The organism is Streptomyces sp. NPDC006516 (assembly GCF_040611875.1).
Classification (GTDB): Bacteria; Actinomycetota; Actinomycetes; order Streptomycetales; family Streptomycetaceae; genus Streptomyces.
The window spans coordinates 24,274-42,632 of record NZ_JBEXPD010000009.1; the positions used below are offsets into that span (position 1 = coordinate 24,274).

16 protein-coding genes are annotated in these 18,359 nt (G+C 69.7%); 6 read left to right on the forward strand and 10 right to left on the reverse strand.

Annotation, left to right across the window (positions count from 1 at the left end):
* Positions 1-2: 2 nt before the first annotated feature.
* The 3 genes from ABZY45_RS23130 to ABZY45_RS23140 all read right to left on the reverse strand — a co-directional run bounded on the left by ABZY45_RS23130 (position 3) and on the right by ABZY45_RS23140 (position 3,621).
* Positions 3-1,064: an iron chelate uptake ABC transporter family permease subunit gene (locus ABZY45_RS23130; protein ID WP_356742557.1), complete on the reverse strand. Its 1,062-nt coding sequence runs from the start codon at positions 1,062-1,064 to the stop codon at positions 3-5.
* Positions 1,061-2,119, reverse strand: coding sequence for an iron ABC transporter permease (locus ABZY45_RS23135; RefSeq protein WP_356742558.1), 1,059 nt, complete (start codon positions 2,117-2,119; stop codon positions 1,061-1,063). Before ABZY45_RS23135 ends, ABZY45_RS23130 begins: the two co-directional genes overlap by 4 nt.
* Positions 2,120-2,265: 146 nt before the next feature.
* Positions 2,266-3,621, reverse strand: a complete 1,356-nt coding sequence (locus ABZY45_RS23140) for a lysine N(6)-hydroxylase/L-ornithine N(5)-oxygenase family protein (RefSeq protein WP_356742559.1) — start codon at positions 3,619-3,621, stop codon at positions 2,266-2,268.
* 248 nt (positions 3,622-3,869) lie between these two features.
* Between ABZY45_RS23140 and ABZY45_RS23145 the strand changes: the two genes are divergently transcribed.
* The 5 genes from ABZY45_RS23145 to ctaD all read left to right on the forward strand — a co-directional run bounded on the left by ABZY45_RS23145 (position 3,870) and on the right by ctaD (position 11,246).
* On the forward strand, positions 3,870-4,817 hold the full coding sequence (locus tag ABZY45_RS23145) for a methionyl-tRNA formyltransferase (RefSeq protein ID WP_356742561.1): 948 nt from the start codon (positions 3,870-3,872) through the stop codon (positions 4,815-4,817).
* Positions 4,818-5,220: 403 nt separating this feature from the next.
* A complete protein-coding gene (locus ABZY45_RS23150) occupies positions 5,221-6,120 on the forward strand; it encodes an ABC transporter ATP-binding protein (RefSeq protein WP_356742562.1) in 900 nt (299 codons plus the stop codon).
* Positions 6,117-7,100: an iron-siderophore ABC transporter substrate-binding protein gene (locus ABZY45_RS23155; RefSeq protein ID WP_356742564.1), complete on the forward strand. Its 984-nt coding sequence runs from the start codon at positions 6,117-6,119 to the stop codon at positions 7,098-7,100. The genes ABZY45_RS23150 and ABZY45_RS23155 overlap by 4 nt, the downstream gene beginning before the upstream one ends.
* Positions 7,101-7,106: 6 nt before the next feature.
* Positions 7,107-9,173 carry an iron ABC transporter permease gene (locus ABZY45_RS23160; protein WP_356742565.1) on the forward strand — a complete coding sequence of 689 codons (2,067 nt, stop codon included), beginning with the start codon at positions 7,107-7,109 and terminating at the stop codon, positions 9,171-9,173.
* Positions 9,174-9,512: 339 nt separating this feature from the next.
* Entirely contained in the window at positions 9,513-11,246 is a 1,734-nt protein-coding gene (ctaD, locus tag ABZY45_RS23165; RefSeq protein WP_356742566.1) for a cytochrome c oxidase subunit I, read from the forward strand.
* Between the two features lie 204 nt (positions 11,247-11,450).
* Here the strand turns inward: ctaD and ABZY45_RS23170 are convergent, their stop codons facing one another.
* From ABZY45_RS23170 to ABZY45_RS23195, 6 genes are all read right to left on the reverse strand, one after another.
* Positions 11,451-12,929, reverse strand: coding sequence for an aminotransferase class I/II-fold pyridoxal phosphate-dependent enzyme (locus ABZY45_RS23170; RefSeq protein WP_356742568.1), 1,479 nt, complete (start codon positions 12,927-12,929; stop codon positions 11,451-11,453).
* 352 nt (positions 12,930-13,281) lie between these two features.
* Positions 13,282-13,950 (reverse strand): HAD family hydrolase, encoded by a 669-nt coding sequence (locus tag ABZY45_RS23175; protein ID WP_356742951.1) that lies wholly within the window; start codon positions 13,948-13,950, stop codon positions 13,282-13,284.
* An 85-nt stretch (positions 13,951-14,035) separates the two neighbouring features.
* Positions 14,036-14,362 carry a plasmid stabilization protein gene (locus ABZY45_RS23180; RefSeq protein ID WP_356742569.1) on the reverse strand — a complete coding sequence of 109 codons (327 nt, stop codon included), beginning with the start codon at positions 14,360-14,362 and terminating at the stop codon, positions 14,036-14,038.
* Between the two features lie 173 nt (positions 14,363-14,535).
* Positions 14,536-14,733, reverse strand: a complete 198-nt coding sequence (locus ABZY45_RS23185) for a hypothetical protein (RefSeq protein WP_356742571.1) — start codon at positions 14,731-14,733, stop codon at positions 14,536-14,538.
* Positions 14,734-14,920: 187 nt separating this feature from the next.
* Complete coding sequence (locus ABZY45_RS23190) at positions 14,921-15,262, reverse strand: DUF3140 domain-containing protein (RefSeq protein ID WP_356742573.1); 342 nt, start codon at positions 15,260-15,262, stop codon at positions 14,921-14,923.
* The gene (locus tag ABZY45_RS23195; RefSeq protein ID WP_356742575.1) at positions 15,259-15,501 is read right to left on the reverse strand and encodes a DUF2945 domain-containing protein; all 243 of its coding nucleotides are present in this window, start codon (positions 15,499-15,501) and stop codon (positions 15,259-15,261) included. Before ABZY45_RS23195 ends, ABZY45_RS23190 begins: the two co-directional genes overlap by 4 nt.
* 624 nt (positions 15,502-16,125) lie before the next feature.
* Here ABZY45_RS23195 and ABZY45_RS23200 point away from each other — a divergent pair.
* The gene (locus ABZY45_RS23200) at positions 16,126-16,929 is read left to right on the forward strand and encodes an SDR family NAD(P)-dependent oxidoreductase (protein ID WP_356742577.1); all 804 of its coding nucleotides are present in this window, start codon (positions 16,126-16,128) and stop codon (positions 16,927-16,929) included.
* A 397-nt stretch (positions 16,930-17,326) separates the two neighbouring features.
* Here the strand turns inward: ABZY45_RS23200 and ABZY45_RS23205 are convergent, their stop codons facing one another.
* Entirely contained in the window at positions 17,327-18,292 is a 966-nt protein-coding gene (locus tag ABZY45_RS23205; protein ID WP_356742578.1) for a pirin family protein, read from the reverse strand.
* Between the last annotated feature and the right edge of the window lie 67 nt (positions 18,293-18,359).

An 18,359-nucleotide genomic window follows, 5' to 3' on the forward strand; every position in this document is an offset into this window, starting at 1 on the left:
ATCTACCTGAGGTTCGCCCGCACCAGCAGATATACAAGGAAAGGCCCGCCGACCGCAGCGGTGACCACGCCCACCGGGAGAGTGACGGGCAGCGCCGCACGCGCGATCAGGTCCGCGCCGATCAGCAGCACCGCGCCCACGAGCCCCGACGCCACCAAGGGAGGCGTGGGGCATCTCGCCAGACGCATCGCGACCTGTGGAGCCACCAGCGCGACGAACGGCACGGGCCCTGCCACGCTGACCGCCGCCGCGGCCAGCAGCACCGCGCACAGCAGCAGGACGGCCCGCACCCTCGAATGGCGGACACCCAGCCCCGCGGCGATGTCGTCACCCAGGTGCATCGGTTTGAACTGGAAGGCGACGCACGCCACGACGGTCATGAGCAGGACCGTGCACCACAGGGCCAGGCGGACCTCGTCCCAGGACCGGTTGTCCAGCGAGCCGACCAGCCACGCCTGGGCCCGGGCGACGTCCCTGATGTCGGCCGAGGCCAGGAGCCAGGTCGTGATCGCCTCCATGACGGCGCTCACCGCGAGTCCGATGAGGATGAGCCGGAAGCCGTCGATCCCGCGCCGCCAGGCCAGGGTGTACACGAGCAGTCCCGTGCCGAGGCCGCCCGCGAGTGCCGCGGCGGACAGGCCCACCGTGCTGAGGACGGCGGCGGCGGTACCGCCCGACACCGTCACCAGGCACACCGCCGCTGCGCCGGCTCCCCCGGTGATCCCCAGGATGTCGGGGCTCGCCAGCGGATTGCGTGCGACGGACTGCGTGATGGCGCCGGAGACCCCCAGCGCGATCCCCACGACCAGCCCGGCCAGGGCACGCGGCATCCGCAGATCCATGACGACGAACTCGTCCACCTGCTCGCCCCGGCCCACGATCGTGGCCATGACGCGGGACAGGCCGATGGGGAAGTCACCGACCGCGATGGACAGGCAGAACACCAGGAAGGCCGCCGCGGTCAGCAGCAGCGTGACGCCGACGAGCCAGGGGCGCCACACGAAGGACACCTGGCCGACCCGCACGCCGGGGATCGTCCGCCGTTTCACATCCATCGCGTTCATGCGCTCCTGAACTTTCCTCGCCACACCAGAACCGCGAAGAACGGGGCGCCCAGGAGGGAGACGACGACGCCCGCGTCCAGCTCCCCCGGCCGCACCACCACGCGCCCCACGATGTCGCAGACCAGCAGGAGCACGGCGCCCAGCACGCCCGCGTACGGCACCAGCCAGCGGTAGTCCGGACCGGTCAGATAGCGGGCCACGTGGGCCACCATGAGCCCCAGGAACGCGATGGGACCGCAGGCGGCCGTCGCCGCACCGGCCAGCAGGGTGATGGCGAGAATGCCGACGGTCCGGCTCACCGCGATGTTCACCCCGAGCCCGCGCGCCACGTCGTCGCCCAGGTTGAGCAGGTTGAGGGAGGGAAGCGTGGACAGGGCCAGTACGAGCCCGGCCACGATGAACGCGGTGACCGGCCAGATGACGTCGAACCCCACACCGGCCACGGAGCCCGAGTTCCAGAAGCGCAGTGCGTTCAGCGACTTCTGGTCGGACAGCGCCACGGCCGTCGTCATCGCCGCGAGGAACACGGTCACCCCTTGCCCGGCCAGCGCGAGGGTCAGAGGGTTGCCCGCGCCCCGGCCGATGCTCGACAGCCCGAACACCACGACACCGGCGGCCCCCGCCCCCAGGAACGCGAACCAGACGTAGTGGAAGGGGTTGGAGAGGCCGAGCACGGCGATCACGGACACCACCGCGAACGAGGCACCCGCGTTGACCCCCAGCAGGCCGGTGTCGGCGATCGGGTTGCGTGTGTACCCCTGGATCAAGGACCCGCCGACGCCGAGGGCGATGCCGGCGACGACCGCGAGCACCGTCCGGGGCACCCGCACCGTCTGCACGATGAGCCGGATCTCGGTGAGGCCCTCGTCGGCGTCCGGGGACGCGAGCAGCCCGTGCCACACCTCACCGGGGCTCAGCGCACGCGGGCCGACGGCCAGCGACACGGCCGCCGCGATCACCAGGACCGCGACGAGCGCACCCAGGCCACCGGCCCGCCGTCGGCGGGCCTCCGTCGCGCTCCTGGGCGCGGGACGCTCCACAGCAGTCGTGCTCATGTCGACGTACGATATCCCTTTGATCCACCGTGCTGGCATGGGCAGTTGGGCAGGTCACGCACGGGAGGCGCCGGCCCGGCTCCGCGCCGGGAGCCGTGCCCGTCCCCGGCGGGGCGCAGCTGGAGACGAGGCCGGACCTGAGTCCCCTACGCCGCCGAGCCGGACCCGTCCGCGACCAGCCGGGCCTCGTCGGAAGCGGCCTTGACCCCCCGGTCCAGCAACGAGTCGAGTATCTCGCCGACCCTGATCGCGGTGTTGGACAGCAGGGCGGACGTGATGCCGTGCGTGTGCTCGGTACCGCCCTGGAGGTAGATGCCGCAACGGAGTCCGGGGTCGGTGGCGATGCGGTAGTCGCGCTCGACGCGCACGCGCCCCTCCTCGTCGCGGAGGCAGTGGTCCGCGACGTCGCCGAGGAGACCGAGGGGGTCGACAGGGCTGTAGCCGGTGGCGAAGACCACCACGTCGGCGTCCAGGACGGTCTCTTCACCCGTGACCAGGGACTTCACCGTCGCACGGACCTTGTCCGGCGCCTCCTCGACGCCGACGAGCCGGGACACGTTGAGGAAGCGCAGCCGCTCGGTGCCCAGCACCTTCTCCTGGTACATCTGGCGGTACAGGTCGTCGATCAGGTCGATGTCCACCACGGAGTAGTTGGTGTTGCCGTGGTAGTCCATCAGCCGTCGCTTGACGTCCTCGGGCGCGGCGAAGTACTCGTCGACGGCGTCGGGGTCGAAGATCCGGTTGGCGAAGCTGCTGTCGTCGGCGGGGCTGTAGCCGTAGCGGGAGAAGACGGCGCAGACCTCGGCCTCGGGGAAGCGGCGGTGCAGATACGCGACGTTCTCGGCGGCGCTCTGCCCCGCTCCCACGACCACGAACCGGGTGGGCGTGGCGCTGTCGGCCAGTCCCTGCACCTTCGCGAGCAGTTCGGAGTTGTGCCAGACGCGCTCGCCGCGCTCCACGCCCTCCGGGACGAGCGGCCGCAGCCCTGTCCCGATGAGGACGTTGCGGGCCCGGTGGACCACGAGGCCGTCGTTCGAACGGACCGTCACATCCACGTGCTCCACGACACCGTCGCGGAGCACGGGTGTCACGCCGACGACCTCATGACCGTACGAGACCATGTCGTCGACCTTGGCCGCGGCCCACTCGAAGTAGTCGTGGAACTCGACCCGCAGGGGGAAGAGGTTCTTGTGGTTGATGAAGTCGACCAGCCTGCCCTTGCTCTTCAGATAGCAGAGGAAGCTGAATTCGCTGGTCGGGTTCCGGAGCGTCACCAGGTCCTTGAGGAAGGACACCTGCATGGTGGCGTCGTCGATCAGCATCCCACGGTGCCAGCCGAAGCGCGGCTGCTGCTCGAAGAAGTGAGCGCTGACCGTCTCCTGTGTGCCGGCGCCTGCGTTGTGCTCGCTGAGCGCGATCGCCATGGCCACGTTGGAGGGGCCGAAGCCGATTCCAATGAGGTCGTGGACCTGTGGTGCGTCGCCAGGCAGAACCTGAGACATGTCACTCCCATCGTGCGGGCAAGCCGCCTATCAGGCGTGGGGAAGGTTGTGAGGCGGGCACGCCCGAGGAGTGGCCCGCCGAAACTTAGGTGAGCCTAAGCTCATCCCGCAGAGCTGTCGATAGGGCAAACCGGACGAGCAGTTCGGCCGCGTCGCCGTCAACTGACCGATCAGAGGCACCCGTTGCAAAGTTAGGTGAGCCTCGCTTTACTGAACATCGGTCAATCCCTGCGCTGAGGAGGAACCCCATGCGGGTCGTCATGTTCGGTTACCAGACCTGGGGGCACCGAACCCTGCAAGCCCTCCTGGACTCCGAGCACGACGTCGTGCTGGTCGTGACACACCCCAAGAGCGAGCACGCGTACGAGAAGATCTGGAGCGACTCCGTCGCCGATCTGGCCGAGGACCACAACGTCCCCGTACTCATACGCAACCGGCCGGACGACGAGGAGCTGTTCGAGCGCCTGCGGGAGGCGGACCCGGACATCATCGTGGCCAACAACTGGCGCACATGGATCCCGCCGCGCATCTTCCGCCTCCCCCGCCACGGAACCCTGAACGTGCACGACTCGCTGCTGCCGAAGTACGCCGGCTTCTCGCCGCTGATCTGGGCGCTGATCAACGGTGAGTCCGAAGTGGGCGTCACCGCGCACATGATGAACGACGAGCTCGACGCAGGCGACATCGTCCGGCAGGAGGCCGTTCCGGTGGGCCCGAAGGACACCACCACGGATCTCTTCCACAAGACGGTCGACCTGATCGGCCCGGTCACCATCGGCGCACTCGACCTCATCGCCTCCGGCACGACGGAGTTCACCCCCCAGGACCGCTCCCGGGCGAGCTTCTTCCACAAGCGGTCCGCCGAGGACATCCGCATCGACTGGGGCTGGCCGGCGGAGGACCTCGAACGCCTGGTGCGCGCCCAGTCCGAGCCGTATCCCAGCGCCTTCACCTTCCACAAGGGCAGGCGCCTGGAGGTCCTGGCCGCAGTGGTCTCCGAGGGCCGCTACGGCGGAACGCCCGGCCGCATCTTCTACCGGGAGGGTGACGGTGTGGTGATCGTCGCCGGCTCCGACGCACGCACCGGCCGCAACCACGGCCTGGCGATCACTCGCGTACGCACCGAGGACGGCCGGGAGATGCCCGCCACCGAGTACTTCGTCACCATGGGCGGCTATCTGACCAGCCGCCCCTGACATCACGGCGGCAGACGCCGGAAACACGCGCGCGGCGGCCTCCCCCGGGGAGTCCGCCGCGCACCGCTGTCCGCTCCAGATCCGGGCCGCGTCACAGCCGTACGCCGGCTCCCACTCCGGCCCTCACCCCCGGACCCCGACCGGCTCGACCAACTCGGCTGTATCAGCTCCGAGTTGACATATAGCTGGCGCCGCACACATAGCCGGCGCCGCAGCCCCCGCGGTGCCGGACCTACCCGCGCGCGCGAAAACGGGTGCGGCAGGGCGCGCCCGGGCGCGGCAGTCTCCCCGGCGGCCGGACCCCGTCGGAGCGAGGACTCCCCTCGTCGGCCGCGGCGGCTCCCGACCGTTGGAGGAGGGGGGCCGTTTACCCAAAAGCTAAGGTCAGGCTAACCTAATCGACATGAGAGCTGGTGAGATCACTTCCACGGCTGTGGACACCCTTGTGGCTGCCGCCGTGCCGCCCAGGGGCGGCCACGGCCTGTCCGCCGACGGGGTGACCGTGGCGTACGGTCAGGTCGACGTCGTACACGAGGCGTCCATCACCCTGCGCCCCGCGGAGGTGACGGCCCTGGTGGGCCCGAACGGCAGCGGCAAGTCGACGCTGCTGCGCACGCTCGCCAGGCTGCAGAGCCCGCGCAGCGGCACGCTGACGGTCGGCGCCGGTACGGGCGAGGCCACCGACGGCCTCGCCCTCGGCGCACGCGAGTTCGCACGCCGCGTCGCACTCCTCACCCAGTCCCGCTCGACGCCCGGCGGACTCACGGTCCGGGACGTGGTCGACTTCGGCCGCTACCCCTACCGGGGCCGCTGGGGCCGTCCCGACCCGCGGGGGACCGCCGCCGTGGACCGGGCACTCCGCCTCACCGGTGTCGAGGACCTTGCCGGACGGGGCGTCGAACAGCTCTCCGGCGGACAGCTCCAGCGCGTCTGGCTCGCGAGCTGCCTCGCACAGGAGACCGGCGTGCTGCTCCTCGACGAGCCCACCACCTACCTCGACCTCCGCTACCAGGTCGAACTCCTCGACCTGATGCGCGATCTCGCCGACGACCACGGGATCGCCGTGGGCGTCGTGCTGCACGACCTCGACCAGGCCGCGGCCGTCGCCGACCGGGTGGCCCTGCTCCACGCGGGCCGCATCGTCGCCGACGGCGCCCCCGAGGACGTGTTCACACCGGACCTCCTCTCCGACGTCTACGGCATCCGCATCGACGTCGACCACGACCCCTCCACCGGCAGACTGCGCACCCGCGCGATAGGCCGCCACCACGCCAGATCCGAAAGGCTCAGCACCTCCCCATGAGACGCCATCTCCTCGCCTCGGCCACCGTCGCCGTCGCCGCCCTCTCCCTGGCCGCCTGCGGAACCACGGAGCCCTCGACCGACGACGCCGCCGCGTCGGCCAAGCCCGCGGGAAAGATCACCCTCACCGACGACAAGGGCACGAAGGTGACCCTCGACGGCCCCGCCACGAAGGTCGTCGCCACCGAGTGGAACGTGGTCGAGGACCTGGTGGCTCTGGGCGTCGCCCCCGTCGGTGTCGCGGACGTGAAGGGCTACACCGCGTGGAACACCGCGGCCCCGCTCACCGGTAGCCCCAAGGACATCGGGACCCGTGGCGAGCCGAGCATCGACACCGTCGCCGCCCTCGCGCCCGACCTCGTCGTCGCCACCAGCGACCTCGCGCCGGCCGTGGTGAAGCAGCTCCGCAAGGTCGCGCCCGTCCTGGAGGTGAAGGCCGCGGACGCCTCCGACCAGATCGGCACGATGACGAACGGCCTCGACCTCATCGCCAAGGCCACCGGCAAGGAGGACGAGGCGGACGCCCTGAAGGAGGACTTCGAGGCGAGCGTCACCGAGGGCAAGAAGGCCCTCGCGGACGCAGGTCTCGGCGGCGCCGAGATCGCCACCGCCGACGGCTACGAGGCATCGAACCAGGTCTCCATCCGCGCCTACACCAGCGGATCGCTCCTGGGCGCCGTCAACGAGCGGCTCGGTCTGAAGAACGCCTGGACCCTGGAAGGGGACGAGGCCTACGGCCTCGCCACCACCGACGTCGAAGGGCTCACCGGCCTCGGTGACGTCCAGTTCCCGTACGTCGCCAACGACGTCGACGGTGACACCTTCACCGGCCCCCTCGCCAAGAACGCCGTGTGGAAGTCGCTGCCGTTCGTGAAGGCCGGCAACGTGCACCGACTGCCCGACGGCGTCTGGATGTTCGGTGGCCCCCGCTCGATGGAGGCGTACATCGACTCCCTCGTCGACGCCCTGACGAAGAAGTAGCCGACCGTGGCCGTCATCGACAAGACCGCGGTCGGCCGTGACCGCACCGCCGCGGCCACGACGGGCGCGGTCGCCGTGACGGCCACGCTCGTGCTGCTCGTCGCGGTGCTCGCCGCCGTCGACATCACCCAGGGCACCGCCGACGTCGGCGCGTCGCAGGTCTGGGACGCGCTGACAGGCAACGCCGAGGCGGGGGACGCCTCCGTCGTCGTGGCCTCCCGGCTGCCGAGGATGGTCGCCGCCGTCCTCGTCGGACTGGCGCTCGGCATGGCCGGCTCCGCCCTGCAGGCGGTCAGCCGCAACGTGCTCGCCTCGCCGGACACCCTCGCCGTGAACGCGGGCTCCTATCTGGCACTCGGGGTGCTCGCCGCCACCGGCACCACCCTGCCGCTCCTCGCCTCGTCCGGCGCCGCGTTCGTCGGCGGCCTCGCTGCGGCGGCGGTCGTGCTCGGCCTGTCCGGGCTGGGCAAGGGCACCGTGAGACTGGTACTCGCGGGCAGCGCCCTCGCGTTGGGCCTGAACGCGGCGACCGAGGCCCTGTTGCTGCTGTTCCCCCAGCAGACCGAGGGTCTCTACGCCTGGAACCAGGGCAGCGTCGGCCAGAACGGCTTCGACGGCGTGGCGCAGATGGCTCCGGTCATCGCCGCCGCCTTCGTCGGGCTCCTGCTGGTCGCCCGGCGTGTCGACGCTCTGGCCCTGGGCGACGACGCGGCGCGGGGACTGGGTGTGCCCGTCCGTGGAACCCGGGTGACCACGGTCGTGCTCGCCACCCTCCTCTCGGCGGCGGCGGTCACGCTCGCCGGACCGATCGGCTTCGTCGGTCTCTGCGCGCCCGCGCTCGTCCGGCCGCTCTCCCGCCGGTTCAGAGGGCTGGTGCGTTCCCGTGTGAGCATGCCCGTGGCAGGGCTCGTGGGTGCCGCGCTCGTCCTGGTGTCCGATGTGCTGCTGCGCGCGGTCGTACCCGCCGACACCGCGGTGGAGGTGCCGACCGGTGTCGTCACGACCGTGGTGGGCGGGGTGTTCCTCGTCGTCATGGCACTCCGCGCCCGCGACACCGCCTCGGCGGAGGCTCCGGACCGGCTGCGGATCCCCGGGCGGCGGGCGTTCCTCGTCACCGTGGTCGTCCTCGCCCTCGTCCTCGTCGGCGTGATGGTCGCCGCCGTGCTCCTCGGCGACTCGAAGCTGCTGCTCGGCGATGTCGTGAACTGGGCCCAGGGCAGGGCCGGCAGGGTCGTCACGTTCGTGCTCGACACCCGGGTGCCCCGGGTCACCGCCGCACTCCTCGCGGGTGCCGCGCTGGCCCTCTCCGGCACCCTGGTGCAGGCGGTGACCCGTAACCCGCTCGCCGAACCCGGCATTCTGGGTGTGTCCGGCGGCGCCGGTCTCGGCGCCGTCCTGCTGGTCACCACGGTGGAGGCCCCCGGTTCGTGGGCAGTCGCGGGAGCGGCGTTCGGCGGGGCCGCGGTGACCGCGTCGATCGTCTTCGGGCTGGCGGCGCGGAGCGATTTCGGGCAGAACAAGCTCGTCCTGCTCGGCGTCGGGGTGTCGGCCGCCGCCGCGGCGCTGATCAGCCTGGTGATCGTGCTCAGCGACCCGTTCGACACGACGAGGGCGCTCACCTGGCTTTCCGGATCGACCTACGGACGGAACATGCCCGACGTGGTGCCGGTGGCGGTCGTGCTCGCCGTTGGCACCGTCCTGGCAGTGGTACGCCGCAGGGAACTGGACCTCGTCGCCCTCGACGAGGACACCCCGCGACTCCTCGGCCTCGGCCTTCCCCGAGCACGTCTCGGCTTCCTCGCGGTGGCGGTGCTGCTCAGCTCCACCGCGGTGGCGGCGGCGGGCACGATCGGCTTCGTCGGACTGGTCGCCCCGCACGCGGCCCGCGCCCTGGTCGGCCGCCGGCACGTGCGGGTGGTCCCGGTCTCGGTCCTGCTCGGGGCTCTGCTGGTCTGCCTCGCGGACCTGGCGGGGCGCACGGTGATCGCGCCGGCCCAGCTCGGTGCCGGACTGATGACCGCGGTGATAGGAGCCCCGTACTTCGTCTACCTGCTCGTCCGCACACGGCGCTGAGGCGCCGATGCGTCCGCTGCCCCCTCGCCTGCCCGGCGAGGGGGCAGTTGTCGTCGCACCGTGCGACGGCATCAGCCCTTGACGGGCCCGGCAGCGCCGCGCAAGCCTGCCGGATGAGCCACTCCGATCACGTCGATGCGGCGCCGTGCGCCGTCCCCACTCCGGCGGCAATCGCGTCAACCCACCGACCTGGCTGTCCTGTCACCCGTTTGCCCGGGCGGTCAACGTCCGCGCCGATACACGGGTGCCGATAGACAAGGGGTTGCCAATTCGACAGTTCGGCCGCCGCACGGCCTTCGCGCTCGAACTGCTTCGCCGTCGCTCAGGGGAGTCCAGGACATGGGCGTATCCACCACCGAACCACCCACCTTGGTGCCCGTCGAGAAGCGAGGCCGGGGTGGTGTCGTGATCAGCTGGCTGACCACGACGGATCACAAGAAGATCGGCCACCTCTATCTGGGGGCTTCGTTCTTCTTCTTCGTCATCGCGGGCGTCATGGCGCTGCTGCTGCGCGCGGAGTTGGCCCGTCCCGGACTGCAGGTCCTGTCTCCCGAGCAGTACAACCAGACATTCACGTTGCACGGCACGATCATGCTGCTGTTCTTCGCCACTCCTACGTTCGCGGGGTTCGCCAACGCGGTGATGCCGTTGCAGATCGGCGCTCCCGATGTGGCTTTCCCCCGGCTGAACATGCTGTCCTTCTGGCTGTTCCTCTTCGGCGGGCTCATCGTCGTCAGCAGCCTGCTGACTTCGCAGGGCGCGGCCGACTTCGGCTGGACCGCCTACACGCCGCTCAGCGGGGGTGAGCGCACCCCGTACGTCGGCGGCGACATGTGGATCATGGGCCTGGCGCTGTCCGGGTTCGGCACCATTCTCGGCGCGGTCAACTTCATCACCACGATCATCTGCATGCGCGCTCCGGGCATGACCATGTTCCGGATGCCGATCTTCACCTGGAACATTCTCCTGACGTCCGTGCTGGTCCTGCTCGCCTTCCCCGTTCTGGCCGCGGCCCTGCTCGTACTGGAAGCCGACCGGAAGTTCGGCGCGCAGGTCTTCAACGCGGAGAACGGGGGCGCGCTCCTGTGGCAGCACCTGTTCTGGTTCTTCGGACATCCCGAGGTCTACATCATCGCCCTGCCGTTCTTCGGCATCATCACGGAGATCCTCCCGGTCTTCTCCCGTAAGCCGGTCTTCGGTTACGTGGGCCTGGTCGGCGCCACGATCGCGATCGCCGGCCTGTCCGCGACCGTGTGGGCGCACCACATGTTCGCCACCGGAGCGGTTCTGCTGCCCTTCTTCTCCTTCATGACGTTCCTCATCGCCGTTCCGACCGGGGTGAAGTTCTTCAACTGGATCGGCACCATGTGGAAGGGGTCGCTGTCGTTCGAGACGCCCATGCTGTGGTCGATCGGCTTTCTCGTGACCTTCCTCTTCGGCGGACTGACCGGCATCATCCTGGCCTCACCCCCTCTGGACTTCCATGTCACGGACAGCTATTTCGTCGTGGCCCACTTCCACTACGTCGTCTTCGGCACGGTCGTCTTCGCCATGTTCGCCGGCTTCCATTTCTGGTGGCCCAAGATGACCGGCACCATGCTCGACGAACGTCTCGGCAAGATCCATTTCTGGACCCTGTTCATCGGCTTCCACACCACTTTCCTCGTCATGCACTGGCTCGGCGCCGAAGGCATGCCGCGCCGCTACGCCGACTACCTCGCCGCCGACGGTTTCACCGCGTTGAACACCGTCTCCTCCGTCGGAGCCTTCCTCCTGGGCGCCTCCACGCTTCCCTTCCTCTACAACGTCTGGAAAACCGCGCGAACCGGCAAGCGCATCGACGTCGACGACCCCTGGGGCTACGGCCGCTCCCTGGAATGGGCCACGTCCTGTCCGCCTCCGCGGCACAACTTCTCCACCATGCCCAAGATCCGCTCCGAGTCGCCCGCGTTCGAGCTCCACCACCCCGCCGTCACCGAGCTCGAGAAGGCCAGGCACGGAGGCCGGAGGGACGTACTCGAACCTGGCATGGGGTTTGCCGATCCCCTGGGCAGGAGCGGCGACGACACGTGAACCCGACGACACGTCAGCTACGCGGCCGAAGGCCCTCCGGACCGGCCCTGCGGGGCTCGGCGCGCCCGAGGGCTGAGCTGGTCAGCGGTGGTCGCCGTCGTGGGTTTCGCTGACTTCACCCAAGCCACCGCCGGCAACGGCGCGGGGGACATTACATGACGACGAGGAGGTCGCTGGATGCCGGATCCGCCCTTCGGCGTCCGGTCAGTCCGCGCCCACATCGTGCACGGACACGCGGATCGTGCCGATCGTGCTGTCGGCGGCGTCGGGAACGAGCATCCCCCCGCTGGCACCGGTCCGCAGGTAGTCCACTGCGGCCTGGTCCAGCAACTCGCCGGGCAGGGCTGCCGGGATCCCTGGCGGGTAGGGGGTAAGCATCTCGGCACAGACGCGGCCGACCGCCTGGTCCGCGGGAACCTGTTCCACGTCTCCGAAGAAGGCATCGCGAGGGAGCGTCGCCTGCTGGAGGCGGAGGTCGCCGGGGTCCGGGATGCGGATGTCCGGGGCCGGTGGCAGCTCGCCGGCACGGGCTACGAGGTCACGCAGACCGTCGAGGAGCCGCTCCGTCGTCCTGTCGTCGTCGGCGTAGGTGAGCTGGGCGTTGATCCGGCGGTGGTCGGACGTGTGCAGGTTGATCCGGTGGTTTCGGCGCATCCAGTCGGCGGCGTCGTAGCCGCTGAACTTCACCCCACTCAGGTCGATGAAGACCTGGAGGGGATCCATGTCGAAGGCACGACCGGGCGCGCAGAAGTCGTCGCGGTCGTTGACGTGCAGGCCGTCGATCTCCTCGATGGCCGCGCGTACGCGCCGGGCCCTCGCCAAGGTCTCGTCCAGTAGTTCACGGCCGTTCTCCACCATCTGGCGACGCCAGCCGTCAAGCGCCGCGTAGATGAGGACCGAAGGGCTGGTGGTGTCCAGCAGGTCGGCGCGGGAGGCGAGGGTCTGGGCGGAGACCAGCTCGCCCTGCAGGTGGAAGACCGAACCCTGTTCGAGCCCGGACCCCATTTTGTGTACCGACGTCACGCACACGTCCGCGCCGGCGTCCATGGCCCAGGTGGGGAGCTCCGGGTGGAAGGGCAGGTGCGCGCCCCACGCCTCGTCCACGATCAGGGGTACGCCGCGCTCGTGGCACAGAGTCGCGATAGCTCCGATGTCGGCGCAGGTTCCGTACGGGGTGGGGCTGGTGACCAGCGCCCCCCGCACATCGGGATGCCGCTCGAATGCCGCCCGGAAAGCCTCGGGAGCGGGCGGGTGGGCAAGGTGCAGATCGGGGTCCCACTGGGGATCGACCCACACCGGGCGAATACCTGCGAGGATCAATCCGGAGATGACCGATTTGTGCGCGTCCCGTCCCACCAGCAGCTTCTCGTGCGGCCCGGCGACGGACAGCATGGCGGCCTTCACCGAAAGTGAACTGCCGCAGGTGGAGAAGAACGTGTGTTCCGCGCCGACGGCATCGGCCATCAGGTCTTCCGCCCGCTCCAGGACCTTCTGCGACTGTGTCCGGTCGTCCAGGCCGGACACGGCGAGCATGTCCGCGCCGAAGACAGCGTCTCCGAGAACAGCCCGCACCCTCGGATCGGCCCCACGGCCCTGCTTGTGGCCGGGCGGGGTGAACGGCAACTGCTCTTGCGCCTGGTACGCCCTCAGAGCGTCCAGGACGGGAGCTTTCGAGTGGTCCATGATGTGCGGCTTCCCGGTACAGGAGGGCGAAAACGAGCGAAGTGAAGGCCCGAAGGGGCGGTACGAGCATCTGCGGACCTGGACGGGAGCGGCCGCAGCCGCCTGATCGTGCTCGTGCCGCTGCCCGGACAGCTCCAACGGCTGTTCGCCTTGACCGGCACCACCCGTTCCTTCACCTTCGCACCTGGCGTGACGGCCGCCCACCGACTCCGCCCGGCCGGGCCTGAGCGGCGAGGTCTCCTCCGCCGCTCCCTCCTGGCAATTCCCCGACCACCGCCCGTAGCCCCTGGCCCCCACCGAGGGCATCGGCAGGCCCGCGACGACCCAGCCGGCGGTGCGAGCCGGGGCTCCGTCAGGAGACCCTCGGCCCGAACGCGCTGTCGCCCAGGTGAGCCAGCAGTTCGCCGACGTCCTGGTACACCATGCCCGCGCCCGCCCGCTCCAGCTCGGCGCGAGGGATGCCGCCGGACAGCACCGCCACCGAACGCACCCCGGCCCGGCCTGCCGCCTCCATGTCCCACACGCTGTCGCCCACGAACACGGCGTCGCCGGCGCGGACGCCCGCCAGCTCACAGGCCAGGCGCACCGGCTCAGGAGAGGGTTTTCCCTCGGCGACATCACTCGAGCTCGCCGTGTCCCAGATGGCATCGTCCGCGTCCACCGCTCGGCGCAGGGCCGTCAGCTCCGGGCCGCTCGCCGAGGTGGCGAGCACGACGCGCCAGCCGCGCTCCGCCAGGGCACGCAGCAGAGCGCTCGCGCCTTCGAACGCTGGGAGCCGGTCGTAGTACGTCCCGTAGAGCACCTTGTGTGCGCCACTGATGGCGGAGTCCTCTTCAGCGTCGCGGTCGGCTCCGAGCAGCCGCTCGATCAGGTCTCCGGAGCTGAGCCCGACCGCCCGGTGGATGTCCGACATCGGCACGAGGTGCCCCGCTTGCCGGAACGCCTCCCACCACGCCACCACATGGAGGTGGTTGGTGTCGGTCAGCGTGCCGTCCACGTCGAAGATCGCCGCGCCTGCGATGTTCATCCGCTTCCCTCCTCACCGGGGACGGGCCATCCGCCCCGGCCCGCGGGGTCCGGTTGTTCCGGTGATGCCCGGACCGCCGTCAGCGGCCGAGCGCCTTGCGCAATTCGTCCTTGTTCATGGAGGAGCGCCCGTCGATGTTCTTCTTCTTGGCCTCCTCGTAGAGCTGGTCCTTGGTAGGCCCCTGAGCACCCTTGTGAGAGCGTCCGCCCCCGCGGCTGTAGGCGGACTTCTTGTCCTGCGTCGACGCCTTGCCGGCCTGCTCCGACTCGCCCGACCGGGCCCGCTCCTTGTTCACGGTCCTGGCGGCGATCTCCTTGACCCGCCCCTCGGACGAGCCACGCTTCTCCTGGCTCTCCTTGATGTGTTCGTACTGACGTTCCCGCTTCGCGCTGGATCCAGCAGGCATGCCGTCCTCCCTCTCCGGCTCGCTGTTGTCGGCAGGCGAATCCGATCCGCGCGGCCAGGTGCGGCCGGCCACGCCTGGGCCCGAGGGGGGCCGTACGGAGTCGCTTCCGCGTATGCACAGCGACATCGGCGACGTGCGTGGCCTGAAGAGGCCCCGTGCTTTCGGCGATGTGGTCACGGATGGTCGGGCTGCTGCTCGGGCGGAGTGTCGCCGCCGCGGCCACCGCCCTTCGCCCCGTCCTTGTCCGTGCCGTGTGCCCGGCCGCCGCCCCCGGGTGTCTTCCGTTCCTCAGCCTTCAGCTCGGCACTGCCCTGAGGCGTCGCAGCACCTTTGTCGCTGCGCCTCTGCTCCGGCTGCTGCGGATTCGACATGGCGATCGCTCCCTGCTCCGTACGTAGGAATCGGGTCGGTGCGTGGGGATCCCGGCTTTCCGGCCGAGTGCCCTCGAGATCCTCCTTCTTCCAGCTTCGGTCTCCATCACCGTTGGCGCAGCGGGAGCGCTCGCGGCGGCCCGGTCCGGGCGGCCGTCACGCACCGAGGCGGAAGGGCGCTCGGAACCTACTTCTCGGGGTCGTGCCCCCAGTTCATCAGCGAGTAGCGCCAGGGGGTCTCGGTGACGTCCCCCTCGGGACGTTGCTTGGTGTGCCTGTGGACGTAACCGACGACTTTGCGCATGTGCGCGAGGTCGTCGTCACTCAGGTCGGCCTTCTTGGTGCGCAGGAGCTCCACGATCCGGCGGCCGGACGCATGGCCGGTCGATTCCCCGCCGCCGTTCTTCTGCCCCACCTCCTGCGCCTGGTCCGTTTCGAGCCACTTCTCGAGTTCGCCGGCCGTCATGTTGACCGCCTCCCCGAAGCGGTCCAGGGTCTCCTGCCGCTCCTCGCCCTGTCCGCCGCTCAAGAGCCGCCGGCCTTCTTGCGGAGCGACTCGGGCTTGTGGACCGCGGTCCTGCCCGTCTTGTCGCTCTCCACCTCGTACTGCGGCTCGTCCTTGGACGCGTCCACGGTCCGCCCGGCGGCCTCCGTCCGTCGGTCGACCTTCCGCGTGACCGTGCCTTCGACCTCCTGCCCGTGGCTCTTCCACGTCACGTCGTCACCACTGGACAGATTCTTGCCCTTGCCCTTGCCCTTGCCTGCCATCGGATCGTCCTCTCTCTCGTGAGCGCAGAGAACGGCTACGCCGACCAGCGCCCGGTCTCCGCCAGCATCTCGGGTACGCGCCCTTCACGCATGCGGGAGCTCGCCCTCCGGGCGCTCGTACTCCGGCGGGGCCACCCAGCGGGCTGTTGTCCGGCAGTGGGGGCATTGGCCGGAAAGCGGTGCGGCAGCCTTCCGGGAGTCGGCTGCATCGCCGCAAGCCGGGAGAGGCGTGGCCGTGCGGTCACGCAGGACTCGCGGCCGATGCTGACGTTCGCGGGGATATGTCAGGCTTGTGGTGGGAAGGGCACCCTGCCTGGCAGCCCTCATGGCGCCCCGCGGTGCACAGGCTGCTCGCAATGGCCGGGCGCCGCGTTTCACCGTCCACGAAACGGAGGACCGATGACCAGAACGGCAGAGTTGATCACCTCGAAGGTCCGGCAACTCGCAGGGTTGAAGAGGCGGAGTGACGGCATCGCTCTGGGTGACGCGCGCATGAAGAGCGAGGGCGACCGGCAGAGGGCGGACGCGCGCGCAGCGGCGTCACACCCGACAGACGATCGCTCCCGGCCCTGACCGGCGTACCGCGTGACCGCCCGGCATCTCCGCTTGGAAGGAGACAGCGCAATGACCACTGCCAGGCCTGTCGCCCTGGTCACCGGCGCCTCCAGCGGCATCGGTCTGCGACTGGCCGGGCAACTGGCCGAACGCGGCTTCGATCTCGTCATCAACGCCGAGGACGACGCACGCCTGCACGATGCGGCCCGACAGGTTCGAGCGGCGGGCGCCGCGAACGTCGAGGCCGTCAAGGCCGATCTCCGCGTGCCTCAGCAGGCCGACGCCCTTTTCGCCACCGCCACGACCCAGGGAAAGCCGTTGAGCGTCGTCGTACTCAACGCCGGGGTCGGGCAAGGAGGCGCGTTCAAGGACACGGACCTGGCGGACGAGCTGGAGATCATCGACCTCAACATCCGCTCTACGGTGCAACTGGCCAAAAGCGTCGTGCGCGACATGGCGACCCGGAATGAGGGCCGCATTCTCGTCACGTCCTCAGTCGCCTCGATGATGCCAGGATCCTTCCAGGCGGTGTACAACGCCTCCAAGTCGTTCCTGCAGTCCTTCACCCAAGCTCTTCAGAACGAACTCAAGGACACCGGCATCACCCTTACCTCGTTCATGCCGGGCCCTACCGAAACCGACTTCTTCCACCGGGCCGGCATGGACGACACCAAGGTCGGACGACAGGACAAGGACGATCCGGCGGAGGTCGCACGGCAAGCCCTCGACGCCCTTTTCTCGGGCAAGGAGAAAGCCGTCACCGGCTCGGCCAAGACGAAGGCTCAGGCGATCGCCGACAAGGTGCTCCCCGACAAAGTGAAGGGCGAAGCGCACCGGCAGCTGGCCGAGCCCGGCTCGGGCAACCCGGAATGAGCGCCATGGCTCGTCGTCGCCGGATCCCGCACGACCGGTCCGCGCTGTAGGCCGCGTCTTCACTGCGGCGGTACACCAGACAGAACGTCACATCGGGATCCCGGGCAGAACAGCGTCACTCCACGCGGTCGACGCAGTTGCATACGCTGCGGTCGGTGGTGTTGCCGAAAGCGCGCAGAACGTCGAACACGTCACCCCCGCGACTCGGCCGGCTCCGGATTCAGTCGGGTCACTGGACGGGCCGACCTGGTGTGTGGCTCCGGCGGCGCCGCTACCGCCCCGGTCGTCGGTCAGCGCGGTCGCAGTCCACCCGGTTCGTCATCGAACGTGGCGCCCTGTGCGGCTGCGCTGGTGAGCCCACGCGCGACGCAGCCCTACAGCGGTGCATCATTGCAGGTCAGCGGACCCGTCCTCGCGGTTTCAGGGCTACCGGCGGCAGCGCGGGGGCGGGCAGTCGGCCGCCGTCGTAGCCGTGCACCTCGCCGAAGCGGGAGCCCTCCGCCCACGCCTGCCGGGCCTCTTCGATCTCTTCGTGCGAACGCCCCACGAAATTCCACCACATGACGATCTCCTCCGCGAACGGCTCGCCGCCGAGCAGCATCAGCCCTGCTTCGGATGCGGCGCGCAGTGGCAGTTCCGTACGGCCGCAGCCGAGGTAGAGCATCGACCCGGGCAGCACCGGGACGCCGTCGACCTCGGCCTCGCCCGACATGGACAGCACGGCGTATTCGAAGTCGGGGTCCAGCGGCAGTCTGGCTTCGGCGCCGTCGGCCAGAGCCAGGTCTGCACCGACGAGCGGGGTGTAGGCCCTGCCTGGCGAGGTCGAGCCGTCGAGTTCACCCAGGATCACAGTGGCGGTGAGACCTGGTGCCGTGACGGTGGGCAGGGCGGTGTGATGTTCGAAGTGCGGGTCCACATGCCGATGCGCGTCAGGCAGGGCGACCCAGAGCTGGGCGCCGTGCAAAAACCTGGCGTGACTCTTCGGGCTCTCCTCGGAGTGGCTGATGGCCCGGCCGGAGGTCATCAGGCCCAGTTCGCGTGGCCGTACGGTCTGGAGGCTGCCGAGGCTGTCACGGTGCAGCACCTCCCCCTCGTGCAGCCAGCTGACCGTCTGCAGGCCCATGTGAGGATGCGGCGGCACCTGCATCCCTGGCTCGTCTGCGATGTCGTCGGGACCGTAGTGGTCCACGAATGCCCAGGCCCCGACCATGCGGCGTCCCAGGTTGGGCAGCAGCCTGCGCACCTCGGTGGACTCGCCGAGCTGGACACGACGCGGGGTGAGGAGTTCACGGACCGGTTCGGCGACGACGAAGCCCCGCCCTCCGCAGACCGAGGGGGTGGCCTGGCGATCGAGATTGCTCATGGCGCACAACCTATTCCCGGACGGTCGTGGAGCACCGGCCCCCACGCCGAAAATTTAGTGGAATGTT